Raw genomic sequence first — 25717 nt, 5'->3', positions numbered from 1 at the left:
TGGTATTTTAATAAGTATTACGAGTTGTGTTCTGCATTGCTAAAAGAGGTATTTCTAAACCAAGACTCACTTTATCTATGGTAGATGGAAATAACATATCTTCTAAAAATGAATGTTGTGTGTTAACCATAGTTAGCATATCTACATCATTTTCTTGGATGTATGATGTGATGGTGTCGGCTACTTTTTTGCTGTCTTTAATATAAAAATTGACATTATTATCAGATAATGTATCTTTAATGAATCCTTGATTATCTTCTTGTCTTATAGATAATTTACTGCTGGTAGAAATGTATACCACATCAATAACGCTTCGATATGATTTTGCGAGTACAGATAAAAGTTTTAATTCGCGACGCTTATAAGGAATGAGATAATTTGTAGGAAATAAAATATGTTTAGGTTGTGTATTTGTATAGTTTGAAGGAATAGCTAATACAGGACATTGAACATATTTTAAAACTTGAAAAGTATGACTTCCAAAGACGACATGACGTTCGTTAGATTTTCCTTTTGTACCCATAACAATTAAATCTATATTTTGCTCGTCTGCTATGCTATTAGCTTCTTCTACAAGCGTATTATATGCTGAAATAATATGAAATGTAAATCTTGGATTGGGAGCAATTTTAGTGATTTGGTTTAACAGGTTTTCAAGGTTATTTTGAGATTCTTTTTTTACTGTATGTAATACGTCATCAAAAACTTCACGAGACACCAGATCATCATGGTCATAAAATTCGTTTCTATAAGCATGCATGAGGTAGAATTTTACATTTTGGTATTTAAAAAATTCTAAGGCATATGTAATGGCATTCATAGAATTTTTAGAAAAATCGGTAGGTAAAAGTATTGATAGCATAGTCGTCGTTTTTAGTTTTATTGAATAAAATTACAGGTTCAATTTGTGATAATCTATGATATATATCAGATGAAGTTCATATTAAAATCACATCATAAGCGATATTTAATAAAAAGAGACCGATAAAAAACAATATCAAATATAAAACCTGAACAAGTTTAATATTTATATATGTCAGCCAATTAACAGTTGGTTTAGGAAATATAAATAATGCCAATCCAATTATTAATGACATCCAGCCAATACATGTAATGATAAGCTTGTAATTTAATTCCCAGATGTTATGAAATAAAATAGTAAGCAAACCTACAATAATGGCTATAAAAGAGGAGAGAATAAGGAATTTCTCGTCTTTAAGGTATTTAAATATTTGTCTTATGCGGTTTGGATTCAGACTTAGAATTAAAAAGAAAATAAGAAAGTACCAGCCCCAGAATTTTGCTAAAAAAATTGAATTATCCATAATTTTCGTTTTTTTCGTGTAATACTAAAAATGGAATGTTAGTGTGGTAACTTATATTTTCCACTTTTGAATGAAATAATATTTGCTGAAAGTAATTAAGGTTTTTAGCCACCATACAAATCAAATCAATAGCTCTACTCTCAGTAAAACATTGAACTGCATCTTCAACTTTTCTATTGGTTAGATAATGAAAATGATGCGGATGGTTATTAAAATAATCTTCGAGCAACTCTTTGTTTCGTCTTTGATCATAATTAAGATTGATCTTGCTTTTGCTAATATGAAGAATGCGTAAGGTAGACTTAAAACGCTTTAGGATTTCTGCAATAGGTTCTAATACCTGTAAATTATTAGACAAGGAGAAATCGGTTGGATAAGCCACTTCTTTAGGTGTGACATATGTTGCATTTTCAGGAATCACCAAGGTGTTACATTTTACTTTAGTAATCACATCTGCAGTATTTGAGCCTATGATGATTTTTTCTAATCCAGAAGCACCTTTAGTTCCCATAGCAATAAAATCTATTTGCTTTTCCTCAATGGTTTTTCGAATACCATCTATAAAATAATTGTACTCTGTAATGGTATAAAAGTTATGATTCTCGCGATTTGCAGATAATTTTATAATACGCTCTAAGAGCTTCCTCAGCTTTAATTTTGTGGGCTTGATGTAAATGACGTCTATATCGTCTTGACTTAAGATTAAGGGTGCATCAGTAGTTGCCAAATCACTTAAGGATTTAACATGTAGAATATAGAAGTTACATTTTTCGTTTTCAAAAAATCGGATAGCATAAGTAATCGCGTTCCATGAATTTTCTGAAAAATCAGTGGGTAATAATATGTTTTTCATCGAACAATAGCATTAAAATCACAAATCTATGGCTAAGAAGCGATTCTTAAAATGATATTGGTCATTTTGGAGTTTTAAAACGGAGTTATTGAATGTGTTTCAGTTTTTCGATATCTAAAATTTTAATATTTCGACCATCACCTTCAATAAGACCTTGTTTTTTAAAAGAAGTTAAAGTTCTTATTAAAGTTTCTGTAGCAATACCAGCAACACTGGCCAAATCACTTCTGGAGATATTAATTGGGTCTTCGGGTTTTCGGTTTATTTTTTCAGCAAACTTTAAAATAGTCGTTGCTGTTTTTTTATTTACCGAACCATATGCCATTTCTAATAACTGATTTTTTATGACTAAAAGATCATCAGATAATAACTGTATGAGTTCTAAAGCGATTTTAGGATTATCATCTAATATTGAATTAAATTGAATGGTTGAAATGCCTGTCAACGTTGTATCTTCAATGGCTGTAGCTGTTTCTTTATGTGGTTGATTATCAGTAAACGATGTATAGCCAAACAAATCATCTTCCTTGTATAAACCAGTGACCAGCTCTTTACCTTGTTCGTCGATTTGATGACACTTTACAATACCTTTATTAATGAGGTAGATATAATTAGAGTGCGTTCCTTCTCTATAAATAATATGATCCTTTTCAAAGGTAAAATCGGTACCATTATCTTCAAAAAAGTTTTTTAAATCATTAAGTGTTTTTATACTATTGATTGGTTCATTGGTTTCACTTTCTGTTGTGTCATCTTTTGCTTCCTTAAGTAAAGCAGTTTTTGCCAAGCGACTTTCAATAGCGCTAATGAGTTCATCTTCGGTAAAGGGTTTGGTGATGTAATCGTCTGCACCTAGGTTCATTCCTTTTCTTACATCTTTATGTTCTGTTTTGGCAGATAAAAAAATAAACGGAATGTACTTTGTTGCATGGTCTTGAGATAACAATTTAAGAGTGTCGTAGCCATCGAGTTCTGGCATCATTATATCACAGATAATGATGTCTGGTAACTTCTCTTTTGCCTTAGCCAAACCGAGCTTACCATTAGATGCTGTTACGACTTTGTAATTTGAAAGCTCTAAAAGTTCTGCGGTGTTTTCTCTTAAAACAGTATCATCTTCTATAAGTAAAACGTTTGTCATTGCTTTGCGATATTAGGAAACGTAATTGTAAATGTAGTTCCTTGATGTTCTTCACTTGTAAAATTGATAGTGCCACCTAAGTTTTCTAAGTGATTTTTCACGATGTTTAAACCGATACCAGTACCTTGCGTGTTACTAACATTGTCTGCTCTAAAATAACGGTCGAAAATATTGTTTTGGTCTTTTTCTGGTATGCCAATGCCTTTATCCTCAATTTTTATTGTAGTGGTCGTTTTATTTTGATTTACTAAAATTGCAATGGGTTTATGTTCGGGAGAATACATTATAGCGTTATTTACTAAATTGGATAATATTAATGATATGGATTTTTCATCTTGAAAAAGGGATAGGTCATCAATATTGTCTGGATATTTAATAGATTGTCCTTCTTTTAATAACATATTGGCATTATATATGACTTCATCAATAACTTTACTGAGTTTAAAATGCGTAAAATTATAGTTTAGCTTACCCGTTTCTAGTTTTTCTAAAGATAGAAAATCATTTAGAATATTATTTAAATACTGAACCTTGTTCGCAATAATTTTAATATGCCTATCGCGTTTTTCCTGTTGTTCTGTTAAATTATATTTGCCCAATAATACAGATGAGGTTAAAATTCCACTTAAAGGGGTTTTAAATTCATGGGATACAAGCGATAAAAATTGTGTTTTGAGTTTGTTAAGCTCTTTTTCTTTTGATAATGCAACTTTTAGCTGTTCAGTTCGTTCTTCGACTTTATTTTCTAATTTTTCAGTATAATTTTTACGTTCAGTGATATCTAATATAATAGCTACAAAAACCTTTTTTTCTCCTAAATTAGAGAGCTGCAAATGAACTTCTACTGGATAAGTCGTTCCATCTTTTCGATAATGAACGGTTTCAAATTCTAATTTCTCAACATTTTTTTTAATTAAAACATCAATCTTCTTTCTAAACATGGCTTCATCTTCCTGAATTTTTAGATCTAAAGGTGTCATGTTTTTTAACTCATCAATGGTATAACCAATATTGCTTAATGCTCCGTAATTGACGTTGATAAACTTTAAGGTTTTAGAGTCAAACACATAAATTTCATTTAGGGATTCATCAAAAATCGTTGATAAATGGTTTCGTTCGGCTTCAGCTTCTTTTCTTTGTGTCACATCATTTTGAATCCCAATAAAATTTGTTACGATACCTTTTTTATCAATTATAGGAATGATGTATAAATCGTTCCAAAATAAAGTGCCATCTTTTTTATAATTACGAATGGTAACTTGACAATTCTTCCCTTTTTTTATGGCTTTCCTTAGTTTTTCAAGAGGAGGTTGGTCTCTGTCTGAACCTTGTAAAAATCTACAGTTATGGTTTAGTATTTCTTTACTTGAATAACCTGTGAGGTTTTGAAACGCTGAATTGAAATAAATAATAGGATTATCGTGTTTTAAAGCATCAGTAATGATGACTCCATTGCTGGCAGATTGTAATGCACTGCTTTTTAGCATTAAATCTTTTTGTGTTTCTTTTTTTTCTGAAACATCTTTGACCAACGCCATGATATAAGTCTTATTGTAAATTTTAAAAGGACTGAGTTCTACCTCAATGGCGATGAGGTCTCCAGATTTCTTTAAACCAAATACATCTTTAAGTTTTTTAATACTTTTAGGTTTGCCTCTTTTGATCAAATTTTCAAAACGCGCTGAATAATCTCTATGATAGTTTGAAGGTAAGAGAACATTTAAATTTTTTTGGGTGAGTTCTCTTTTTTTATAACCAAATAAAACTTCAGCAGTCGTGTTTAGTTCCATAATCTGCTGATCACTGTCAATGATAATGACACCTTCTGAAACAGCTTCTAATAGGATGTTAAATATGTCTTGATCTTGCTGAAGCATTGGTTGGGATTTAGAACAAAATGGTTAACCTTAAATTTAATTAAATAATACATGTTTACCTAACGTAAGGTGTTAATATTATTTGCGCTTTCAAACTGATTTATATCATTGCCTAGTTTGCTTTTAACTCATTATTTTAGATTTAAATAAATGATTTTGAATTCTGAAAAACAAATAACGATTGAGTTCTGCCAATATCTTGGTGAACTTTTTTATGCCATAGCTTCAGTAGATAATTTTGTAAGAGATGAAGAGTTTAAAAAGCTTGAAGGTCTTATGGCTACTGAATGGTTAGCTTTAGACGGTTTTGATACATCCTCTAAGAATATACTTATAGATACTTTTAAAAAGTTACAGAATACTGATGGAAATGATGCAGAAGTCTGCTATAATAACTTTATAAATTATAAAAAAGAACATGAAGCAGTATTTAATAATAACATAAAGTCTATGATTTTAAAAACTGCGGCTAAGATTACATCGAGTTTCAGCGGTCAAAATAAATCAGAACTAGTGATGCTGGCTAACTTAAATATTGAATTGAAAAAATAGAGCTTACTAATTAAAAAGGAAAGTTCATTATACCTTAATTAATCATTTTTAATGAAGCTATTAAAAGTTAATTTTAATTTATAAATTTATATTGATGCTATGAAAACATTGCAAGACATAGAAAATCAAATTATAACACTTACAACGAGTATAGAGGTAAATTACCCAGAACTCTATGCAACCTTGGATGAAAACCCAATGACAATCCCTTCTAAACTTCATCCAGATATGAATCTTAAGATTATGGAAGATTATTTAGAAAGTCTCAAACAGATCCTAAAACAATACGTAAAAACTCATAATAAGAAATAATGGCATTTATAGATTATTATAACATATTAGGTGTTTCAAAAACAGCTACTGAAAACGACATAAAAAAAGCCTATCGTAAACTCGCTAGAAAATACCATCCAGATTTAAATCCTAACGATAAGGATGCTGAAAAGAAGTTTAAAGAGATTAATGAGGCTAATGAGGTTTTAAGTAACGCTGAGAATCGAAAAAAATATGATGAATATGGTGAGCATTGGCAACATGCCGAAGAATATGAAAAGGCAAAACAACAAGAGCAATATCAAAACAGTACAAATAATCAGTATGGAGGTTATTCTGAAGAGGATTTTTCAGATTTCTTTAGTTCAATGTTTGGCGGACGAGCATCACAATCGCGTGGTCAACATGTAAAATTCAGAGGTCAGGATTTTAATGCTCAATTGCAACTAAACCTTCAAGATGTTTATACTACACATAAACGAACATTAACCGTTAATAACAAGAACATACGTATTACTATTCCTGCTGGTATTGAAAACGGTCAGGTTATCAAAATAAAAGGACATGGCGGAAAGGGAATCAATAATGGACCAAATGGAGATTTATATATTGAGTTTTCTATACTCAATCAGTCTGGTTTTAAAAGAGATGGTCATAATCTTTACACTACTGTTGACTTAGATTTATATACAGCACTTTTGGGAGGCAATATCACCGTAAATACCTTTGACGGAAAAGTGAAACTTACCGTAAAACCAGAAACACAAAATGGTACTAAAATAAAATTAAAAGGAAAAGGATTTCCAAAATATAAGAAGGAAGGACAGTTTGGCGATTTGTACATTACCTATAACCTAAAAACACCAACAAACCTTACAGAAAAAGAAAAAGAACTTTTTACAGAACTGTCAAAATTACGATAATATGGACACAACACATCTCATTTCAATTCAACAATTTTGTAAACATTATAAGGTGCCAGTGACCTTTATTGATGCATTGCACGAATATGAGTTGGTTGAAATTACCATAACTCAAAAAGATAATTACATTAAAACGAATCAGCTCAATGATATTGAAAAAATGATGCGATTACATTATGATCTCGACATAAACTTTGAAGGCATCGACGCTATTTATAACTTACTGAAACAAGTAGAACAATTACAATCTGAAATTACAGTGCTAAAAAACAAATTGAATTCTTACGAAGATTTTTAATGATAAAAGCATGACCAAAATAGAGCATATAAAGGATTGGTTAACTGCCAATCCATTAGTTTGGAGTATTATTAAGTTTCTTATCATTCTCATTATTGTTTTGATAAGTATTCAATTAATTAGACGGTATTTAAAAAAGAAAATATCTGATACAGCGGTACGTTACAAAACTCAAAAAGGAATAGAAATTTTTGGTTATATCTTACTCATAATTTTGGCTGTTTTATACTTTTCTGGAGCCATACAAGATTTTACAATTATTATTGGTTTGTTCACCGCTGGAATAGCCTTTACACTTCAAGAATTGATTTTAAGTATTGCTGGTTCACTTTACATATTTCTAGTCAAAGTTTATAAACCTGGAGACCGTATTGAAATCAATGGGATTAAAGGTGATGTCATTGATGTAGACAGTATTTATACTACCATGATGGAAATAGGGCAATGGGTAAGTAGTGACAATTATAGTGGACGTATAGTAAAATTGAGTAATGCCTTTGTTTTTAAAGGTCCGATATATAATTACTCTCAAGATTTTCCATTTATTTGGGACGAATTCAATCTACCAGTTCGTTATGGTTCTGATGTGGACTTGGCAAAATCAATCATCATTAAAACAGCAACAGAAATACTTTTCGAATACACAGCAAACTCAAAAGCACAATGGAATGATATCGTTAATAAATATTATATTGAAGATGCTCAGGTCGATCCTACATTAGCGATTTCGTTGACCGATAACTGGATTCAATTTAATTTAAGATACATTGTTGATTTTAAAAAGCGTCGCCATACCAAGCATCTTTTAAATGATAAAATTCGATTAGCACTAGAAAACACAAACGGTAAAGTTATATTAGCATCTGCAACAATAGAGCTTGTTAAAATTCCCGAAATAGATATCAATGTAAATAAGACAGATACATAATATCATAGCCAATGAATAACACAACCGATAATGCGCATAGCCATCATCAAATTTTAGGAAAAAAAACAGAACTTTATTTTGCGATTTTCTGTGGGCTCTTTCTGTTATTAGGCTTTTTAATAGAAAAGTTTGTGCATACAACTAGTTGGGTACATGTAACTCATTACATCATTTCTTATGTTTTTGGAGGATTCTTTATCTCAATAGAAGCTTCTAAAAAAATTCCAAGACGAGAATTTGATATTGATTTTTTAATGATTGCTGCTGCTGCTGGAGCTGCTTATATTGGAAGTTGGGCAGAAGGCGCATTATTGTTATTTCTCTTTAGTTTAGGACATGCTTTAGAGCATTATGCCATGAATAAAGCCAAAAAATCAATTGAAGCTTTAGGTCATTTGTCACCCAAAACAGCACTCCTAAAAACTAATGGTAAACTTAAAGAAGTTCCAATTGAAGAGTTAAAGTTAAATGACATAATCGTAATAAAACCGAATACAAAAATTGCTGCAGATGGTGTGATTCTAAGTGGAAGTTCCAGTATAAATCAGGCACCAATAACAGGAGAAAGTATTCCAGTAGATAAAACATTTATTGCACATCCTGATGAATTACCATCATTTAATGATATTGATAAAAAACATATTGTATTTGCTGGTACAATTAATGGTGATAGTAGTATTGAAGTAAAGGTTTTAAAATTAACTGAAGATTCTACAGTGTCCAGATTAATAAAAATGGTTAGTGAAGTCGAAACTCAAAAATCACCTACTCAGCGGCTTACCAAAAAATTCGAAAAATGGTATGTTCCAATAGTCGTTATTGTTGTTCTTTTATTGTGTTTTGCATACTTGGTTATTGATGAAAGTTTTAGTACAAGTCTTTACAGAGCTATAACTGTATTGGTAGCTGCAAGTCCTTGTGCTTTAGCTATTTCTACGCCAAGTGCTGTGTTGAGCGGAATTGCCAGAGCAGCTCAAAAAGGTGTGCTTATTAAAGGTGGAAAAGCTCTGGAAGATTTGGGTGAAATTACAACCATAGCATTCGATAAAACCGGAACATTAACTGAAGGCAAACCAAAACTCACAAACCTTCTAACTTTGAATGGTTTTGATGAGCTGGAACTTGCCAAATTAGTTGTTGAGGTTGAAAGTCTAAGCAATCACCCACTTGCCAAAGCTATCGCTAATGATGTTAAGGCTAAATTTACTATTGAACATCAAAATATAGCTTCAGATGTAAATGCTATTCAAGGAAAGGGAATTCATGCTAAATATAAAAATAGTATGGCATGGATAGGTAACATTAAGTTAATGGAATCTTCAGATATAAATGTTGATAAATCTACCATTTCTAAAATGGAAAATTTATTGCAAAACGGACAAACAGTCATGTTAGTAGCCTATCAGAAACAACTCATAGGGATTATAAGTGTGATGGATTTACCAAGAACGATGGCAGCATCAACATTAAAACATTTAAAAGAAATTGGCATAAAACACATGATCATGCTAACAGGCGATCATCAAAATGTTGGAGATGCCATTGCCAAACAAATAGGTCTTACTGAAGCCAAAGGTAATTTACTGCCTGAAGATAAAGTTACCGCTGTAAAAGAGTTAATTTTAAGAGATAATAAAATAGCCATGGTTGGTGATGGTGTTAACGATGCGCCTGCTATGGCACTAAGTACTGTAAGTGTTGCTATGGGAGCAGCAGGTAGTGATGTTGCTCTTGAAACTGCAGATGTCGCTCTCATGTCAGATAAAATTGAAAATTTACCCTTCGTTATTGCTTTGAGTAGAAAATCTAAACGCATCATCAAGCAAAATATATGGATAAGTTTAGGAGTTGTGGTGGTCCTGGTTCCGGTAACGATGTTAGGATTAACAAATATTGGCTTAGCGGTTGCCTTTCATGAAGGATCGACAATTGTAGTTGTTTTAAATGCTTTGCGATTACTTGGTTATAAAATAGAATGAAGGTTAAAGTTTTGTTTGTGGAAATAAGAATCTATACGTTAGCTGATGAAAATCATAGTCTGCAAATAGTTTTATAAGTACTTTTAGAACAAGGTTTAAACCAATAATCTATCAGTTATTCTTATTCTCCAGATTAAGATTGATGAAATAACGGGTAGAATCAGAAGACGTTAATTTAAAAGAAAATGATGAAATATCTTTCTCTAACAGTAGTGCTCTTAATCTTTATGAGTTGTAAAAAAGACAATCGTAAAGAGACTCTCAATGACTATGAAGACACTATAGTTTCAGATTCGATTGTTATGGATACCATCAAAAACACTGATAAGGATATTAAGCTTTTGGATAAAACCATTTCCATTGAGTTAAAACAAAAGAAACTGATTGAGAAAAAAGATGAACGTGAAGATTTTCAGACCTTAATTATCGATAAAAAATATCTTGTAAACAAGAAAGATTACACGATTAACTTTAACTATCCTTTACTGAATACATCATTTAAACCTACACATAGCAACTTTAATGAATTTATAAATGAATACTATGTTAATATTGCAAAAGCCGAATCTGATATCTTAGAAAATAAGCAACTTTGTGATAGTATTGAAGCCGAAACTTTTAGAGAAGAACGCTATATTGATTATAAAATATACATGGTCAATGACCAGCTGATAAGTGTGCTTTTTTATAAAGAGAATTTTTATTCTGGAGCGATGCATCCAAGTTACTCATTTGATGGTTTTAATTTTGATTTAAACAGAGGTGTTTTTATGGCTTATGAAGATTTTTTTAATCAAGGATCGGAAGAAGAGTTGCTGAATTTAATTAATAACAAAATCAATACTAATATCAAGAGAGGAGATGCGTTTTACGATTGCTGGGAAGTATCTTCCGATGATTTTTTTGAGAGTAAAAATAACTTCGTGGTCAATGATACATATATAGAGTTCTATTTTGACGATTGTGTGATGTGTCCATCTTATACAGGTACTTACTCAATTGAAATTCCGCTTGAAGACTTATTAGCTGTTTTAAAAAAATATGATGCTAATCCTTTGGTCTTTTAAGAGTTCTTAATAGCTGATTACTGATAACTATAAAATTATTAAATTATAAAGTGATGAGATACGTCTTTGCCATAATATTAGGTATTCACGGACTAATTCACCTCTTGGGTTTTGTGAGTGCTTTTTTTTCAACTTCCATTGAAAAACAACTATTGTCGATTTCTAAACCTGTTGGTACACTTTGGTTAATTGCTTTTTTGCTCTTTATCATTTCAGGAGTACAATTTTTAACTTATAAAAAGTGGTTTTATTTAGCCTTTGCAGCCATTGTATTATCGCAGGTTTTAATCATTATAGCATGGAAAGACGCTAAGTATGGTACAATTATTAATGTCATTATTTTATTAACAAGTATTTCGGCCTATTCTACTCACCGATTTAATAATATGGTAGCATCTGAATCTAAACAACTACTTCAAAACTTTAGGATAAATGAGCCAGCTGTAATTACTGAAAAAGATATTGAACAGTTACCTGAAATCGTTCAAAAATGGATGATTAATTCTGGTGTTATTGGAAAAGAAAAGATTCGTTTCGCGCGCTTGAAGCAAATTGGTAATATGAGAATCAAACCTGATGGAACATGGATGCCTTTTACAGCAACACAATATATTGATGTTGAAAAATCAGCTTTTGTCTGGTCTACATCTGTAAATGCGATGCCAATTGTTTCCTTACTAGGTCGTGACAAGTTGATGAATGGAGAAGGAGGTATGCTTATAACATTAGCAGGTGTAATTCCTGTTGTGAATGCATCAAAAAACAAAAAAATAAATCAAGGAGCTATGCTTCGGTGTTTAGCAGAAATATGCTGGTATCCATCAGCTGCAATCAATAATCATATGTCCTGGGAATATATTGATAATCGTTCAGCAAAAGCCACATTAACTATTGATGACCAAATAGTTTCAGGTGTTTTTACGTTTTCAGAAAAAGGACAAATACAAACCTTTGAAGCCAATCGTTATTATGGTGGAGAAACGTCTAGCGAGCTTGAAAAATGGGTCGTTGAAAACAGAGCATATAAAGATTTCAATGGAATTATTATTCCCAGTAAAAGTGACGTAATTTGGAAATTATCTGATGGTGATTTTAACTGGTTACATTTAGAGATTACAGATATAGTTTATAATTCTAAACAACGATATTAATTTTTTGCAACATCAGTCTTTTTCTTTTTTAGCATCTCGTTTTTCTTGTCGTTCTAATTTTTTAAAATAACCTCTGGTTAAAAAATTATGCTTCAAGGCTTCCATATTTTGATTAAATTTATCAGTGCCTTCATTGATGTTTTTTAATGTAGATTTTAAGCTATTAACTAAAGACGTGTCTTTCACGACATAATTGTAAGTACCTTCGCTCGATTTAAATTCATCAACCACAGAATTTATGTTGTGCAATACGCTATCAATTTCCATGCTTGATGCTTCTAAATGAGTCACGATGGCTTTTAGTTTTTTTCCAGAAATAGAATCATTCAGCAACATGCCCAAAACCGTTTCGTCATTTGTTTTTACTGAAGAAATCATCTCATTAAGTTCAAAAATGGTATGTGAAGCTCCTTGACTGGCTTTTTTAAGATTTGCTATAGATTGTTTTAAATCTTGAGCCATAATGGTATCATTAAGCAGGACACCTATTGTGCCTTTTCCTTTTGTAATACTGTTGGTGATTTTTAGTAAATCTGAAGTTAGTATGGCTGCATTTTCAGTACTGGTGTTCAAAGTATTTAAAATATCATCGGTTCCAATTTTACTGTAAGATTCAATAATATCACCATTACTAATCACTTCCGAAAGTCCTTTTCCCGGAACAATATTGACAATCATATTGCCAACCAGTCCGTCAGAACCAATAGTAGCAATAGCATCTTTCTTAATATGAGAAATGATCTTTTCATCAATAGTCATATCAATTTTTATGGTAGAATCGTTAATCATAGTAATGCCTTTAACCGTTCCAATATCAATACCTGCGTAACGCACATTATTTCCTTTTTGTAATCCATTTACATTCTGAAAAAAAGCACTAATTGTAAATGTGTTTTTAAACATGTCTTGACGCTGACCAATAAGATAAACCGCAGCAATAAAGAGTATAGTGCCAATGATGACAAAAAGACCTAAATTGAATTTTTGTGAATTTGTTTGTTTCATAGTCATTTAGTTTTTAAAGAACGCCTTTATTTTTGGGTCTTCATGCTTTGAAAGTTCTGAAAATGTACCAACAACATAATCTTTGCCATCTATAAGCAAAAGCATTCTGTCTGATATAACGCGTGCACAATCTACATCATGCGTGATGATGAGTGATGAGGTTTTATATGTTTTCTGAATAGTTTGCATTAATATAATGATTTCCTTAGCAGTAATAGGATCTAAGCCACTTGTAGGTTCGTCATAAAGAATTATTTTAGGTTGTAAAATAAGTGTTCTGGCTAAGGCGACTCTTTTTTTCATACCTCCAGATAATTCCGAAGGCATTAAATCTATAGCATCTGCTAAACCAACGTTCTCTAAGGCTTCTTTAACAAGTTCATCAGTATTAGTGCTTTTATCAAATCGTTTTGAATGTCGTCTTAGCGGAAATTCTAAATTTTCTCTAACAGTCATTGAATCGTATAGAGCGCTTCCCTGAAATAAAAACCCAATATCAGCACGTAATATGTCTAAAGATTTTTGGTCTAGTTTGGTAATGTCATTATGCATTACAGAAATAGAACCACTATCCACTTCCATTAAGCCAACCAAACATTTGATCATCACAGATTTTCCAGAACCCGATTTTCCCATGATGACCAGATTTTCTCCTTGATAAAGCTGTAAGTTGAATCCGTTTAATACATGGTTATCTCCAAAGCTTTTGTGAAGATCTTTGATTTCAAGAACAATGTTCTTATCAGTTAGGTGTGTATTGTTTTTCATAAATCAAAGAAAATATCAGTTACAAAAACAGCTATGAAGTCAATGATAAACAATAATAAGGATGCAAAAACAACAGCAGAATTAGCTGCTTTACCAACACCTTCAGTTCCTTTTTTACAGTAATAACCCTTATAACAACCTACCAATCCTATAGCTAAACCAAAAAAGAACGTTTTAATAGTTGCAGGCATAATATCTCCAAATTCTAGAGCGTCGAACACCTGATTAAAAAAGAGAACAAAGGATACATTTCCTTTTACATGCTCTACTAAAAAGGAACCAAATAAAGCAATGGCATCACCAATAATCACCAGTAAAGGAAGCATTAGTGTTACAGACAAAACTCGAGTTACAACAAGATATTTAAAAGGGTTTGTGCCTGAGACTTCCATAGCATCAATTTGTTCAGTGACTTTCATTGAACCTATTTCAGCACCTATACCAGATCCAATTCGGCCAGCACAGACTAATGCTGTTAGGATAGGTCCGATTTCTCGAACAATAGAAATACTTACCATAGATGGCATCCAGGAGATCGCTCCAAACTCTATCAATGTAGGTCGCGTTTGCAGAGTTAAAACTAAACCTATAATAAAACCCGTAATGCCTACAAGTAAAAGAGATTTATTTCCTACGTTGTAGCATTGGTTCAGGAGTTCTTTCAGTTCAAAAGGGCGTTTAAACACCTCTCTAAAAAAACGAGCAGTAAAATAAGAAAGATCTCCTACTTCAATTAAGAACGCATCTATTTGCGCTTTTATTTTAGATTTACTTGGCATATGCTAATAAGAATCTAACCAAATGTATTGGATTAGTAATGTTTGTAAAATGATATATATCACTTCAGTTTACTGATATGTGTCATTTTACATAATCTGTTTTAGATTTAATTTTGTATATCAATTAAATTTTAAATGATTATGACAATTGGTTTGGTATTATCAGGAGGAGGAATAAGAGGTGTAGCTCATATTGGAGCTATAAAAGCTTTAGAAGAATATGGAATTTACCCAACTCATATTTCAGGTGTTAGTGCAGGAGCCATAGTTGGTTCGTTGTACGCCTATGGTTATAATTGGAGTGAAATTCTATTGTTTTTTAAGAATATTAAAATTTTTGATATATCAAAATATGCATTAGGAAAACCTGGTTTTATAGATGCTGAAAAGTTTTACCCAGAGTTCAGCAACCTTATAAGAAAAGATGATTTTAGTGCACTTCAAAAATCATTATTTATTACAGCGACAGATATTTTAAACGGAAACCTTACTACATTTAATTCGGGTGAACTCATAAAACCGATTTTAGCATCTGCAGCATTTCCAGGTGTATTTGCTCCAGTAAAAATTGATGATTCCTATTATATAGATGGTGGCGCAATTAATAACTTTCCCGTACAATCTTTAAAACCTGACTGTGATATGATTATTGGTGTCTATGTTAATGGCTATCAAAAAATCACAATTAGAGATTTAAAACATTCCTATAATGTTGTCGAACGTGCTTTTAAATTAAAATCAGTGCATGAGGATTATACAAAATTTAAAGATTGTGATTTAGTCATTTTACCTAAACAATTAGATAATTTTGGTACATTTGAGACTAAACATCTTAAAAAAATTTTCAAAATAGGCTATGAAGCTACTAAGGAAGCTTTAGATAGAAATCCTGTTATCAAATCAAAACTAACTTCAAACTCTTATCACAACTGAGGAATGTCATTTCAGTTTTTAGGTATTGAATCTATTTTTAATATTCAAAATAATGATATGATGAGAACAAAAGTTCATTTACAACATATTAAATGTAGTGCCTGTGAGCATATAATTTTTAATAGCCTTTCGGAAGTAAAAAACATTAGTGATGTTGAAGTTAATCATGAAGAGTGCACTGTTGCTTTTGATTATCATACAAAACATGATTTTGAAAAGGCTAAACATGTCCTATCCAGAATTGGCTATCCGATAGTTGGGAAGGAAAATAAATTAAAGACAGAAATGTAATTGTTGAAAAGCAATTTTGTTTTTAAGAGTTAGTTATCAATGCCATGAATAAAAGTCGTTTAATGGATTCAATCTACTTCTGTGAGTTCGTTTTCTGTTTCCTTTTTTGAAGCCCAGCAATCTAGGTTATATATGGTTGTTTCGGCAATATTTGTGAGTGCTTCTTCCGTTAAAAAGGCATGGTGACCAGTTATTAATACATTAGGCATGGCGTTTAGTGTTATTAATAAATCGTCATCAGGAATATTATATGAATAATCATTAAAAAACACACCTTTTTCGTTTTCATACACATCAATTCCTAAAGCACCAATTCTTCTGTTTTTGAGTCCTTTGATTACATCTTCAGTATTAATTACAGATCCTCTTGCAGTATTAATAATAATCACACCGCGTTTCATTTGATATATTAAATCTTCATTGATGAGTTGATGAGTTTCAGTGTTTAAAGGAACATGTAGAGAAATAATATCGGCATTTTTGCATAAACTTTCTAGAGTTGTATACCTCATGTTGTATTTAGTCACTAATTCATTGTTTTCTTCAATATCATAACCTAACAAACGACAGCCAAATCCGTGCATTATTTTGGTCATAACAGAACCAATTTTACCAGTACCTATAATTCCAATGGTTTTGTTATTTAAATCGAAACCAACAAGATGGTTTATATCGAAGTTGAATTTTTTGATACGTTGATTAGATGTTATTATTTTCCTGTTAAGTGTCAATAATAAACTAACAGCATGCTCTGCAATAGCATATGGCGAATAGGCAGGAACATTAGCAACTCTTATATTCAATCTTGAAGCCGTTCTTAAGCTCACATTATCGTACCCAACAGATCTTAAGGTAATGTACTTGACACCAAAATCTTTCAGTTTTTCAATAGTAATCAAGCAAGCTTCATCTGCTGAAAATATAGAAATAGCATTATAACCCGCAGCTTTCATTGCAGTTTCCGATGATAAAGCATATTTAACAAATGTTAATTTATGTTTTTTGTTGTTAGCTTGCTCCAGATAAGGAATTTCAAAATCTTTGGCACTGAACACAAGTACTTTCATAATAAACGTTCTAATAGGTTTAGATTTTAAATTTATTTAGAAAAATAAACCTATAAAATGATATTAATCATCTTCGTAAATAATGTAATACTAATGAGAAAGAATTGATTTCTTTTAAAGCGGTTTACCTACAGCTTAATCATTCCAAATTAAAGTATAAGCTCTTAAAGGAGCTGCAGTAAGTTGTTGAGGCGTGTTATTTAAACAGTATTCTATTGGTATTTCTACTTAGTTACAAATAAAAACCTTATAAGAAATCGTTTATAAAGTCTTAAGCCTACTCAATATAAGTATCGAGCTCACATATTCACTTTCACTAATTTCAAATTAATAGATTTCAAATTGATTCTGAAGTTCCTAAACTACACTCAAAAGCTGTCTCACATAGGTTTGAAACAACACTAATAATGTTGAAAAGAGAACTAAATGCTTCTGTCATTAAATACGAGAACGGATCTATTAAATAAAAATGTTCAGTCGCATAATTCCCGAAATTCAATTTTATAGTAAATAATAAGCCATTTTGGATTGAGATAATCTTATTCCTAAATGTGTTAATAATAGCTAATTATTCATACTAATTTAGATGCAAATCTAAAAATCATATGGAAAATTGGCTTTATTCTTCTGCAGAAATATTAATAAAGGTTGTAGCTACCGTTGTAGCAATTTTTTCAATTATAATTTTCATTACAAGAATTTCTGGACTTAGAACATTTGCCAAAATGTCAAGTTTTGATTTTGCATCAACCATTGCGGTAGGTTCTATTCTTGCCACTATTGTGCTAAATCCGGATCAATCTATTTTAAAGGGTGCAATTGCTTTAGCTGGAATCATATTTTTTCAAAGCATTTTTTCCTTCTTGAAAAGAAAGTGGGACTGGTTTAACGAACTATTCACTAATAAGCCGATGATGTTAATGGAAGATGGAAGATTTTTAATGAATAATCTTAGAAAAACGAATGTCGATCCGAAAGATGTATATGCAAAATTAAGAGAAGCAAATGTAAAAGATAAGAGCGAGGTTTTTGCCGTAATTCTAGAGAGTACAGGTGATATTTCAGTAATTCATGAGAGTAAATATGTTGGATTATCTGACGATATCCTGACAGGCGTACAAAAATAGTTAATAGATAGGTATGCTTTGACTAATAAATTTTATTGTGATTATAATAAATTAACAATTGTTGGTGGAACTAAAAAAATTGAGAAGCATGATATTGAACCTAGAATTCTTATAAGGAGGACAGGTGACTATTTATGTTGTGTTATGTTAGAAAATAAAGCATTAACAGAAAGTACTCTTTACTCATGCTTTTTAAAAGATAATCGAATAGATTTAAGTTATCTTTTAGCTCTTTTAAACTCTAAGTTTCTGACTTATATAGTTAGACAAAGAATGATTACCAATGAACAGGCATTTCCTCAGATAATGATGACAGATATAAAGTTATTAAAGATACCAATGGCTCAAATTGAAACGTAATCTAAATTGAATATGCTTAGTAAAGAAGTTTCTAAAAATCAACAATTTAGTTTTGATTTTAATGATAAATTTCAAAAGTATATAAAGCAAAAATTTTCATTAAGTAAATTGTCAAGAAAGCTTAAGGATTGGCAATATTTGAATTATGGAGATTTTACAAAAGAACTTAATAAAGCTATTAAAACAACAAATAAAGAGCGTTTAAAAGAAGGTTTGCAAAAGATAGAAGCACTAACAAAAAAAGATGAGTTTGAGTGGTTAGACCTCTTTGAAGAAAACAAACAAAAAGCTCAAGAACTACAAAACCAAATTAACCAAACAGCTAAAGAAATTGATGCTATGGTTTATGAGTTATATGGTCTAACTGAGAAGGAAATTGAAATTGTAGAAAATAGTTAATTGAATTGTCATTATTATGTCGAGGTCAAACAGGCAAAAAACTTTAGGGTCAATAATGGGTTTTGAATATGTACATTTTGAATTTGATTTAGTTCAAGATTATATAAGGCATATGGAAACTTATTTTGAAACAGAGATAAATAGTATTGACCAAGCTTATGATGAATTTTTAAATAGTTTGGGCAAGGAAAAAAAAGTAAATTCAGAAGAGGATTATATTAGTCGAAATGCTCATTCAGAATCCTTTGTAGATGCTTTTTTTATGTTTGAGACTGTTTACAAAAAGAACTTCAGAAACTCTCAAATCATACAATTATATTCATTTGTAGAAGATGCTCTTAGAGGTGGTTGTGATAGATTTGCGGATTATAAAAATACTGATTACTATGTAAGTGATTTAAAGGGATATAACGATATTGATAAAATTAAAACATTTCTCAAAAAATCAGTTAAGTTAGATTTCTCTTTATTAAATCCAGAATGGAGATTTTTAGACGATTTAAGACAAGTTAGAAACCTTGTAGTGCATCATGGTAACATAATTCAAAATGGTGACACCAAAAACAATAAGGATAAAAGGTTTAATAATATTAAGAAATTTAGCGAGAAAAAATTTACACTAGAAAAAAGTAAATATTCAGAAAGTACTTATGAAATCATTTTTGACAATCCTCTTTTTTTTAATGAAATATGTAGAAACCTAGAAAATCTTATATCTAAGATTGGAGAAATAGAAGTAACGTCAGATTAACTAAATTAGGAAAATATTTGAGTCTTAAATAAGCAATCTCTGTCAACGATACTGTCAACCTAAAAAATAAAGCCTTGTAAATCAAACGATCACAAGGCTTTTTTGCGGAGAAAGAGGGATTCGAACCCCCGGAGGTGTGACCCTCAACAGTTTTCAAGACTGCCGCATTCGACCACTCTGCCATTTCTCCAGTAGTGTCTCATTAGGTATTCCCTAAATGCGAGTGCAAATATAGAACCCTTTTTTAATTCTTTCAAATAAAACCTAATTTTTTTAATACAATTTATGTTGATATTGATTTTATTAATGATATTGGTGGTTTAAATAAAAATTTCATAGCTTATTTTTGCAATAATAATTTGAATATTATGAATATTATAGATCATTTAAAATGGCGATATGCAACAAAAAAATTCAACCCTTCAAAACTGCTTTCAGATCATAAATTACAAACAATAAAAGAAGCTTTTAATCTCACAGCTACTTCTTTTGGTTTACAAACAGTGAGTTTACTTGTTGTTTCAGATAAAGACAAAAGAGAACAGCTAATAGAATACTCTTATCAACAAAAACAAGTATTAGATGCGTCTCATTTATTAGTCATATGCATTCAGGATGATATTTCTGATTCTGACGTTGATAATTTATTTGATTCTGTAGCGGATTTGAGACAGACTCCTCCAGATATATTAGAGCCTTATCGAAGGGATTTAAAGGTAATGATGCAGAATATGTCAAAAACTGAACGCCAGGATTGGTCTATAAAACAGGCTTATATCGCACTTGGTAATTTGATGACCGTTTGTGCTATTGAACGAATTGATGCATGTCCGATGGAAGGGTTTATTTCAGAAAAGTATGATGAAATTCTAAATCTAAGAAAACGAAATTTAAAATCAGTATTGTTGCTTCCTATTGGATATAGAGCAGAAGACGATAAATTTGCTACTTTTAAAAAAGTTAGAAAGACAATCGATGATTCAGTCATCACTTTATAATTATAAGAATTGTTTTGAACGACCTCACTAATAGCTTATATTTGTTTCATACACTTAATAGTAATACCATGAAAACATTAACCGTAATACTCCTGCTCATAGTTAGCGTAAACCTTTTCGCGCAAAATGATACTCAAAATTGGTTAACAGATTATAAAGAAGCGTTTAAAGCTTCAGAAACACTTAATAATCCAATTTTGGTTTTCGTAACAGACAATACAATTGGAGAAGAATATAATCTATTGCAAAATCAAGTTTTCAATACGGAAGATTTCAAAAAGTATGTGTCTAGTTTTGTGCTTTTAAAATTAGATGTGTCAACTGACAGCTATCATAAACGTTTAGCCTCTCATTATACTAAAAATAATGATGTTCCTGCTTTAGCTCTTATTGATAAAAAAGGGAATACAATTGAAAACGCATTAACTGAAATAAACTCTGAAAGTATTTCAGAATTTATGACGTTTCTAAAAACTAAGACGAAATATTAATATGCCAGGATTCGAATTATTTGGTGATTTAGAACGCAAGGAAGTTAATGATGTTTTAGATAACGGAGTTCTTATGCGATACGGTTTTGATGGTATGCGTAAAGGTCATTGGAAAGCTAAGGAGCTCGAAACCGAACTTCAAAACACATTCCAAATAAATCATGTACAGTTGGTTTCAAGTGGTACTGCAGCAGTTTCAGTTGCTTTGGCATCTGCAGGAGTTGGAGCAGGAGATGAAGTGATTATGCCAACTTTTACGTTTGTGGCTAGTTTTGAAGCGATAATGATGCTAGGAGCCATTCCAGTACTGGTAGATATAGATGATACGCTTACTTTAGACCCTAAAGCGGTTGAAAATGCGATTACTGATAAAACTAAAGCTGTAATGATTGTTCAAATGTGCGGAAGTATGGGTAATATGAATGCACTTAGCAATATTTGTACTAAACATAATCTTCTTTTTGTTGAAGATGCTTGTCAGGCTATTGGTGGAACCTATCAAGGAAAACCCTTAGGAAGCATAGGAGATTTAGGTTGTTTTTCGTTCGATTTTGTAAAAACAATCACATGTGGCGAAGGAGGAGCAGTAATTACAAACAATCCTGAATATTATAAAAATGCTGACCATTACAGCGATCATGGTCACGATCATATTGGTTCAGATAGAGGAGCAGAATCGCATCCGTTTTTAGGCTATAACTTCAGACTATCAGAATTGCATGCAGCTGTTGGTTTGGCACAGGTAAAACGATTACCAGAATTTTTATCGATTCAGAAAAAAAATTATACCATATTACGTGACGCAATTGGTGAAATTCCTGGAGTTACTTTTAGAAAAGTTCCTGAAGGAGGAGAAGAAAGTTATGCATTCTTAAATTTCTTTCTGCCAGATTTAGAATCTGCAAGAAAAGTCTCTGCATCATTAAAAGATAAGGGAATTGACGCTTGTTTTCATTATTACGACAATAACTGGCATTATGTTCGTAAATGGGACCATTTAAAAAATTTGAAATCGTTATATCCTATTTCTAATGAGGTAAAAAAAGGATTACAAACACTTCAGAATAAAAAATTTGAACAATCAGACCATTATATTGCTAGAAATATGTCTTGTTTAATTAAATTATCTTGGACAGAAGATGAGGTTAGGCAAAGAGCTGAAACAATGGCTAGCTGTATAAAGTCCTGTTTTTGAGGCTGATTGGTTATAGCCGAAATCAAATTCATTTAATTTCTTATAAAGAATGTAACTTATTATTGTTACATTCATAACAGCTAGAAATAATTATATTATATATCATTGCTTTGCTGTAATTAAATGATTTCTCTATGAACAAGTTTTGGGTTTTAGTTTTTTTGATTTGTAGTTTTTCATTTGCTCAAAAGAAAAGAGTAAATGTAGATTCATTAAAATTAGTACTAACACAAACTCAAATTACAGACAGCTCAAAATGTAAAAGTTATATTGCTTTGATCAGGCATTATAAGAGTAATGATGTCGATAGTTGCAAAATATATTTTGAAGAATTTTTTAGTTATGCAAAAACCAACAAGTCAAATTTAGCATATTATAATTACTACAGAAGAAAAGCAGGATATTTCGGAATCTTTATTGAATCGGGTCAAAGTGCGTCAGAATTTATAAATGATAATTTGTTGAAAGCGTTGTATTATTCTAAAGTAATGAATGATCCAAAACGCATTTATAAAATTTATTCTAGGCTAACTCAAGAAAATGCAAGATTAGGAAATGGAGAAGATGCTCTTATGTATGCCAGAAAAGCTGAATCTATTTCTTTAAAGCATAGTATGTGGAAAGAAACTGCCTATATCTTTGGGCAATATGGTAAAATTTATAATTATGTTTTTGACAAAACGGAACATGCATTAAAATATCTATTAAAGTCAGATAGCATTTATGAATCTCACAATTATCGAGGCTTTGGACGTGGTTTTACACTGTCTTTTATTGGAGATGTATATCAATCTTTCAGTGAATATGAGAAAGCAATTTCATATCAAGAACAAGCGTATGCAATATTCAAAAGTATAGATGATGCATATCAACAAAATTTCATTTTAAGCAAACTTGCACTTATTGAGAATGAAAGAAGAAATTATAACATCGCAGCAAAATATGCCTTAGAGGCTCGATTATACTATAATCAAAATAAGTATCCTTTGCAAGAGGCATCATTAAGTGTAGTTTTATGTGATATTTATTACAATAGTGGTCAGCTGGATAAGGCTTTTGATGCTGGTGAAATTGCCATTAATCTTAATAGAGCTAATAAAAACAATGCAGGTTTAATATTTGCACTTCTTAGGCAATCTAACATTCTAAGTGAAAAAAAGAATTATAGAGATAGCAATCTGTTAGCATTAGAAGCTGAAGATTTAGCACTTAAAATGGATGGATATGAAGAATTAAAGGATATCTATAAAGTTTTGCAATTAAATTCAGAAAAACTAAAAGAGTATAAATTAGCTTATGAATACTCACAACAGTTTAATAGAATTAATGATTCTCTTGTGATTAGCCAAAATCTTTTAAAAGCAAAAGAAATTGAGGCCATATACCAAACTGAAAAAAAAGAACAAGAAATTGCTTTACTAAAAACTGAAAAGGATTTAATTGCTCAAAAGCAAAAAAGTGAAAGGAATTTGTTGATTGGAGGACTAGGCATTACGACAATTGCAGGATTATTTTTGTTTATGCTTTACAGCAACAGAAAACGAACCAATCAAAAATTGAAAGAATTGGATCAATTCAAAAGTAAACTCTTTGCTAATATTTCGCATGAGTTTAGAACACCATTAACCCTTATTTCTGGTTACTCCCAAAAACAATTAGAAAATAGGGAATTGAAATCAAATGAAAAACAAGAGTTAGAAACTATTAACAAGAATTCAGATAGGCTTGAAGGTCTTGTTAATCAAATGCTAGATTTAGCAAAGTTAGAATCTGGGCAGTTAAAATTAAGAATTGAACAAGATAATTTGTCTGTATTATTAAAATCCTTAGCAGCTTCTTTTAAATTATCTGCCACTGAAAAATACATAGCTTATACTTATGATATAAAAGAACTTGAAAACGTTTGGTTTGATAAAGATGTTATTCAGAAAATTACGACAAATCTACTGACGAATGCATTCAAATATTGTGATGAAAACGGAACTGTAACATTCAATGCTAAAGAAGCAAAAAAGTCTTTGGTGTTAGAGATAGCAAACACTACTTATATACTTACGGAAACTCAAGTGAAACATATTTTCAACAGATTTTATCAAGCAGATCAAAACAAAGATGGTGTTGGTATTGGGTTGTCATTGGTAAAAGAATTAGTTGATTTGTATAGAGGTCAAATGCATGTTAAACAAGACGATGGTAGAATCATCTTTTCGGTTGTAATACCTATTGACAAGAATCTATTCAAACCATATGAAATCATTGAATCAACTGAATATAACACCTCAAAGCACAAGCTCATTGAAGACGAACGCATAGAAATTTCACCAGAAGACAACATTATGCTGGTCGTAGAAGACAATGATGAGATAAGAACGTTTATAAAGAGTGTTTTTAAAAACGATTTTACTATTCTAGACGCCAAAGATGGAGAAGAAGGCTGTCTTAAAGCTATTGAGTTTATACCAGATATTATTATTTCAGATGTTATGATGCCAAATATTGGTGGATTTGAACTTACTAAGACTTTAAAACAAGATGAGCGCACGAGTCATATTCCTATTGTGTTGTTAACTGCTAAGTCTGATGATATAAATAAATACAAAGGTTTAGACCTTGGAGCAGATGATTATGTAATAAAACCCTTCAAGACCAAACTACTTCAAACCAGAATTAATAATTTAATAAGCTCCAGAAAACAACTTCAAAAACGCTATAGTCAGGAAATCATACTCAAACCCAAAGACATTGCAATTTCTAATGCGGATGAACTATTCTTAGAGAAACTTCAAGTCGTTATAGATTCAAGTATCACAGAGTCGTCTTTTAATGTTCAAGAATTTAGTAATGCACTAGCACTAAGTCGCATGCAACTTCATAGAAAGTTAAAAGGCCTAACTGGTTTATCGGCAACAGAGTTTATACGTTCTCAACGTTTAAAATTAGCTGTAGAGCTTCTTAAAAAATCTGATGTGAATATTTCAGAAATAGGATATTCGGTTGGATTTAATGATCATTCGTATTTTACTAAATGTTTCAAAGAACAGTATGGGTGTTCACCTTCAGATTACCTAAAAAAATTGTAGAAAGCAGCTTTTTTTCTCATTAATTCTCCAATTGTTACATACTTCATAACAATTGTTACATCTGTTATAACCAAGTTAGATCCTTCCCATTAGTTTTGGATTAAAT

The 25717-nt window shown here is 31.0% G+C and carries 27 protein-coding genes and 1 tRNA gene; 18 read left to right on the top strand and 10 right to left on the bottom strand.

The features are described from left to right. Nucleotides 1-7: 7 nt before the first annotated feature. From ACRHNM_RS11955 to ACRHNM_RS11935, 5 genes are all read right to left on the bottom strand, one after another. Entirely contained in the window at nt 8-862 is an 855-nt protein-coding gene (locus ACRHNM_RS11955) for a universal stress protein (protein WP_431136866.1), read from the bottom strand. A 76-nt stretch (nt 863-938) separates the two neighbouring features. Next, the gene (locus ACRHNM_RS11950; RefSeq protein ID WP_431136865.1) at nt 939-1325 is read right to left on the bottom strand and encodes a hypothetical protein; all 387 of its coding nucleotides are present in this window, start codon (nt 1323-1325) and stop codon (nt 939-941) included. Next, complete coding sequence (locus tag ACRHNM_RS11945; RefSeq protein WP_431136863.1) at nt 1318-2178, bottom strand: universal stress protein; 861 nt, start codon at nt 2176-2178, stop codon at nt 1318-1320. The genes ACRHNM_RS11950 and ACRHNM_RS11945 overlap by 8 nt, the downstream gene beginning before the upstream one ends. Before the next feature lie 85 nt (nt 2179-2263). After that, on the bottom strand, nt 2264-3319 hold the full coding sequence (locus tag ACRHNM_RS11940) for a response regulator (protein ID WP_431136861.1): 1056 nt from the start codon (nt 3317-3319) through the stop codon (nt 2264-2266). Beyond that, nucleotides 3316-5196 carry a PAS domain S-box protein gene (locus tag ACRHNM_RS11935; protein ID WP_431136859.1) on the bottom strand — a complete coding sequence of 627 codons (1881 nt, stop codon included), beginning with the start codon at nt 5194-5196 and terminating at the stop codon, nt 3316-3318. Before ACRHNM_RS11935 ends, ACRHNM_RS11940 begins: the two co-directional genes overlap by 4 nt. A gap of 150 nt (nt 5197-5346) precedes the next feature. Here ACRHNM_RS11935 and ACRHNM_RS11930 point away from each other — a divergent pair, with 150 nt between their 5' ends. From ACRHNM_RS11930 to ACRHNM_RS11895, 8 genes are all read left to right on the top strand, one after another. Continuing rightward, nucleotides 5347-5748 (top strand): hypothetical protein, encoded by a 402-nt coding sequence (locus ACRHNM_RS11930; protein ID WP_431136857.1) that lies wholly within the window; start codon nt 5347-5349, stop codon nt 5746-5748. Nucleotides 5749-5847: 99 nt separating this feature from the next. After that, nucleotides 5848-6060 carry a hypothetical protein gene (locus ACRHNM_RS11925; RefSeq protein ID WP_431136855.1) on the top strand — a complete coding sequence of 71 codons (213 nt, stop codon included), beginning with the start codon at nt 5848-5850 and terminating at the stop codon, nt 6058-6060. Next, nucleotides 6060-6944: a DnaJ C-terminal domain-containing protein gene (locus ACRHNM_RS11920; protein WP_431136853.1), complete on the top strand. Its 885-nt coding sequence runs from the start codon at nt 6060-6062 to the stop codon at nt 6942-6944. The genes ACRHNM_RS11925 and ACRHNM_RS11920 overlap by 1 nt, the downstream gene beginning before the upstream one ends. 1 nt (nt 6945) lies before the next feature. Continuing rightward, complete coding sequence (locus tag ACRHNM_RS11915) at nt 6946-7242, top strand: chaperone modulator CbpM (protein WP_431136851.1); 297 nt, start codon at nt 6946-6948, stop codon at nt 7240-7242. A 10-nt stretch (nt 7243-7252) separates the two neighbouring features. Further along, on the top strand, nt 7253-8170 hold the full coding sequence (locus ACRHNM_RS11910; protein ID WP_431136849.1) for a mechanosensitive ion channel family protein: 918 nt from the start codon (nt 7253-7255) through the stop codon (nt 8168-8170). A gap of 11 nt (nt 8171-8181) precedes the next feature. Continuing rightward, a complete protein-coding gene (locus ACRHNM_RS11905; RefSeq protein WP_431136847.1) occupies nt 8182-10149 on the top strand; it encodes a heavy metal translocating P-type ATPase in 1968 nt (655 codons plus the stop codon). 185 nt (nt 10150-10334) lie between these two features. Beyond that, the gene (locus tag ACRHNM_RS11900) at nt 10335-11216 is read left to right on the top strand and encodes an RsiV family protein (protein WP_431136846.1); all 882 of its coding nucleotides are present in this window, start codon (nt 10335-10337) and stop codon (nt 11214-11216) included. Nucleotides 11217-11269: 53 nt separating this feature from the next. Beyond that, the gene (locus tag ACRHNM_RS11895; RefSeq protein WP_431136844.1) at nt 11270-12367 is read left to right on the top strand and encodes a DUF6920 family protein; all 1098 of its coding nucleotides are present in this window, start codon (nt 11270-11272) and stop codon (nt 12365-12367) included. A 12-nt stretch (nt 12368-12379) separates the two neighbouring features. On the opposite strand, the gene ACRHNM_RS11890 is transcribed toward ACRHNM_RS11895, so the two are convergent. From ACRHNM_RS11890 to ACRHNM_RS11880, 3 genes are read right to left on the bottom strand one after another with little or no spacing between them, the layout of a single operon-like run. Next, on the bottom strand, nt 12380-13372 hold the full coding sequence (locus ACRHNM_RS11890) for an MlaD family protein (protein ID WP_431136842.1): 993 nt from the start codon (nt 13370-13372) through the stop codon (nt 12380-12382). A gap of 6 nt (nt 13373-13378) precedes the next feature. Then, nucleotides 13379-14140, bottom strand: a complete 762-nt coding sequence (locus tag ACRHNM_RS11885; protein WP_431136840.1) for an ABC transporter ATP-binding protein — start codon at nt 14138-14140, stop codon at nt 13379-13381. Further along, on the bottom strand, nt 14137-14919 hold the full coding sequence (locus tag ACRHNM_RS11880) for an MlaE family ABC transporter permease (RefSeq protein WP_431136839.1): 783 nt from the start codon (nt 14917-14919) through the stop codon (nt 14137-14139). The genes ACRHNM_RS11885 and ACRHNM_RS11880 overlap by 4 nt, the downstream gene beginning before the upstream one ends. Nucleotides 14920-15054: 135 nt before the next feature. Here ACRHNM_RS11880 and ACRHNM_RS11875 point away from each other — a divergent pair, with 135 nt between their 5' ends. Both ACRHNM_RS11875 and ACRHNM_RS11870 read left to right on the top strand, forming a co-directional pair. Next, complete coding sequence (locus ACRHNM_RS11875; RefSeq protein WP_431136836.1) at nt 15055-15852, top strand: patatin-like phospholipase family protein; 798 nt, start codon at nt 15055-15057, stop codon at nt 15850-15852. Nucleotides 15853-15855: 3 nt separating this feature from the next. Then, nucleotides 15856-16143, top strand: a complete 288-nt coding sequence (locus ACRHNM_RS11870) for a heavy-metal-associated domain-containing protein (RefSeq protein WP_431136834.1) — start codon at nt 15856-15858, stop codon at nt 16141-16143. 68 nt (nt 16144-16211) lie between these two features. On the opposite strand, the gene ACRHNM_RS11865 is transcribed toward ACRHNM_RS11870, so the two are convergent. After that, the gene (locus tag ACRHNM_RS11865; protein WP_431136832.1) at nt 16212-17210 is read right to left on the bottom strand and encodes a 2-hydroxyacid dehydrogenase; all 999 of its coding nucleotides are present in this window, start codon (nt 17208-17210) and stop codon (nt 16212-16214) included. A gap of 605 nt (nt 17211-17815) precedes the next feature. On the opposite strand from ACRHNM_RS11865, the gene ACRHNM_RS11860 reads away from it, so the two are divergent. The 4 genes from ACRHNM_RS11860 to ACRHNM_RS11845 are packed head-to-tail and all read left to right on the top strand — an operon-like array spanning nt 17816 to nt 19847. Beyond that, nucleotides 17816-18337 (top strand): DUF421 domain-containing protein, encoded by a 522-nt coding sequence (locus tag ACRHNM_RS11860; RefSeq protein ID WP_431136831.1) that lies wholly within the window; start codon nt 17816-17818, stop codon nt 18335-18337. A 3-nt stretch (nt 18338-18340) separates the two neighbouring features. Then, nucleotides 18341-18697, top strand: coding sequence for a TaqI-like C-terminal specificity domain-containing protein (locus ACRHNM_RS11855; RefSeq protein WP_431136934.1), 357 nt, complete (start codon nt 18341-18343; stop codon nt 18695-18697). A 12-nt stretch (nt 18698-18709) separates the two neighbouring features. Next, a complete protein-coding gene (locus ACRHNM_RS11850; protein WP_431136829.1) occupies nt 18710-19096 on the top strand; it encodes a hypothetical protein in 387 nt (128 codons plus the stop codon). Between the two features lie 16 nt (nt 19097-19112). Further along, complete coding sequence (locus ACRHNM_RS11845; RefSeq protein WP_431136827.1) at nt 19113-19847, top strand: hypothetical protein; 735 nt, start codon at nt 19113-19115, stop codon at nt 19845-19847. Between the two features lie 105 nt (nt 19848-19952). Here the strand turns inward: ACRHNM_RS11845 and ACRHNM_RS11840 are convergent. Continuing rightward, nucleotides 19953-20037 (bottom strand) — tRNA-Ser (locus ACRHNM_RS11840). A gap of 178 nt (nt 20038-20215) precedes the next feature. On the opposite strand from ACRHNM_RS11840, the gene ACRHNM_RS11835 reads away from it, so the two are divergent. The 4 genes from ACRHNM_RS11835 to ACRHNM_RS11820 all read left to right on the top strand — a co-directional run bounded on the left by ACRHNM_RS11835 (nt 20216) and on the right by ACRHNM_RS11820 (nt 25611). Beyond that, on the top strand, nt 20216-20845 hold the full coding sequence (locus tag ACRHNM_RS11835; RefSeq protein WP_431136825.1) for an NAD(P)H-dependent oxidoreductase: 630 nt from the start codon (nt 20216-20218) through the stop codon (nt 20843-20845). 68 nt (nt 20846-20913) lie between these two features. Next, nucleotides 20914-21336 carry a thioredoxin family protein gene (locus tag ACRHNM_RS11830; RefSeq protein WP_431136823.1) on the top strand — a complete coding sequence of 141 codons (423 nt, stop codon included), beginning with the start codon at nt 20914-20916 and terminating at the stop codon, nt 21334-21336. Between the two features lies 1 nt (nt 21337). Further along, a complete protein-coding gene (locus ACRHNM_RS11825) occupies nt 21338-22531 on the top strand; it encodes a DegT/DnrJ/EryC1/StrS family aminotransferase (RefSeq protein WP_431136821.1) in 1194 nt (397 codons plus the stop codon). A 134-nt stretch (nt 22532-22665) separates the two neighbouring features. Beyond that, nucleotides 22666-25611, top strand: coding sequence for a response regulator (locus ACRHNM_RS11820; RefSeq protein WP_431136819.1), 2946 nt, complete (start codon nt 22666-22668; stop codon nt 25609-25611). The last annotated feature ends 106 nt before the right edge of the window (nt 25612-25717 follow it).

Origin of the sequence: Psychroserpens mesophilus, from assembly GCF_050617655.1 — a bacterium.
GTDB classification, from domain to species: Bacteria; Bacteroidota; Bacteroidia; order Flavobacteriales; family Flavobacteriaceae; genus Psychroserpens; species Psychroserpens mesophilus_A.
The sequence above is the reverse complement of the archived record's forward strand: the minus strand, read 5'-3'. Positions and strand labels throughout refer to the sequence as shown.

Excerpts from the sequence above, each read along its gene's own strand:
- ACRHNM_RS11850 (WP_431136829.1), top strand. The coding sequence starts at position 18,710 with ATGCTTAGTAAAGAAGTTTCTAAAAATCAACAATTTAGTTTTGATTTT.
- ACRHNM_RS11875 (WP_431136836.1), top strand. The coding sequence starts at position 15,055 with ATGATTATGACAATTGGTTTGGTATTATCAGGAGGAGGAATAAGAGGT.
- ACRHNM_RS11870 (WP_431136834.1), top strand. The coding sequence starts at position 15,856 with ATGTCATTTCAGTTTTTAGGTATTGAATCTATTTTTAATATTCAAAAT.
- ACRHNM_RS11915 (WP_431136851.1), top strand. The coding sequence starts at position 6,946 with ATGGACACAACACATCTCATTTCAATTCAACAATTTTGTAAACATTAT.
- ACRHNM_RS11905 (WP_431136847.1), top strand. The coding sequence starts at position 8,182 with ATGAATAACACAACCGATAATGCGCATAGCCATCATCAAATTTTAGGA.
- ACRHNM_RS11920 (WP_431136853.1), top strand. The coding sequence starts at position 6,060 with ATGGCATTTATAGATTATTATAACATATTAGGTGTTTCAAAAACAGCT.
- ACRHNM_RS11820 (WP_431136819.1), top strand. The coding sequence starts at position 22,666 with ATGAACAAGTTTTGGGTTTTAGTTTTTTTGATTTGTAGTTTTTCATTT.
- ACRHNM_RS11830 (WP_431136823.1), top strand. The coding sequence starts at position 20,914 with ATGAAAACATTAACCGTAATACTCCTGCTCATAGTTAGCGTAAACCTT.
- ACRHNM_RS11860 (WP_431136831.1), top strand. The coding sequence starts at position 17,816 with ATGGAAAATTGGCTTTATTCTTCTGCAGAAATATTAATAAAGGTTGTA.
- ACRHNM_RS11845 (WP_431136827.1), top strand. The coding sequence starts at position 19,113 with ATGTCGAGGTCAAACAGGCAAAAAACTTTAGGGTCAATAATGGGTTTT.
- ACRHNM_RS11895 (WP_431136844.1), top strand. The coding sequence starts at position 11,270 with ATGAGATACGTCTTTGCCATAATATTAGGTATTCACGGACTAATTCAC.
- ACRHNM_RS11935 (WP_431136859.1), bottom strand. The coding sequence starts at position 5,196 with ATGCTTCAGCAAGATCAAGACATATTTAACATCCTATTAGAAGCTGTT.
- ACRHNM_RS11825 (WP_431136821.1), top strand. The coding sequence starts at position 21,338 with ATGCCAGGATTCGAATTATTTGGTGATTTAGAACGCAAGGAAGTTAAT.
- ACRHNM_RS11945 (WP_431136863.1), bottom strand. The coding sequence starts at position 2,178 with ATGAAAAACATATTATTACCCACTGATTTTTCAGAAAATTCATGGAAC.
- ACRHNM_RS11910 (WP_431136849.1), top strand. The coding sequence starts at position 7,253 with ATGACCAAAATAGAGCATATAAAGGATTGGTTAACTGCCAATCCATTA.
- ACRHNM_RS11900 (WP_431136846.1), top strand. The coding sequence starts at position 10,335 with ATGATGAAATATCTTTCTCTAACAGTAGTGCTCTTAATCTTTATGAGT.
- ACRHNM_RS11955 (WP_431136866.1), bottom strand. The coding sequence starts at position 862 with ATGCTATCAATACTTTTACCTACCGATTTTTCTAAAAATTCTATGAAT.
- ACRHNM_RS11865 (WP_431136832.1), bottom strand. The coding sequence starts at position 17,210 with ATGAAAGTACTTGTGTTCAGTGCCAAAGATTTTGAAATTCCTTATCTG.
- ACRHNM_RS11880 (WP_431136839.1), bottom strand. The coding sequence starts at position 14,919 with ATGCCAAGTAAATCTAAAATAAAAGCGCAAATAGATGCGTTCTTAATT.
- ACRHNM_RS11940 (WP_431136861.1), bottom strand. The coding sequence starts at position 3,319 with ATGACAAACGTTTTACTTATAGAAGATGATACTGTTTTAAGAGAAAAC.
- ACRHNM_RS11930 (WP_431136857.1), top strand. The coding sequence starts at position 5,347 with ATGATTTTGAATTCTGAAAAACAAATAACGATTGAGTTCTGCCAATAT.
- ACRHNM_RS11925 (WP_431136855.1), top strand. The coding sequence starts at position 5,848 with ATGAAAACATTGCAAGACATAGAAAATCAAATTATAACACTTACAACG.
- ACRHNM_RS11890 (WP_431136842.1), bottom strand. The coding sequence starts at position 13,372 with ATGAAACAAACAAATTCACAAAAATTCAATTTAGGTCTTTTTGTCATC.
- ACRHNM_RS11835 (WP_431136825.1), top strand. The coding sequence starts at position 20,216 with ATGAATATTATAGATCATTTAAAATGGCGATATGCAACAAAAAAATTC.
- ACRHNM_RS11950 (WP_431136865.1), bottom strand. The coding sequence starts at position 1,325 with ATGGATAATTCAATTTTTTTAGCAAAATTCTGGGGCTGGTACTTTCTT.
- ACRHNM_RS11885 (WP_431136840.1), bottom strand. The coding sequence starts at position 14,140 with ATGAAAAACAATACACACCTAACTGATAAGAACATTGTTCTTGAAATC.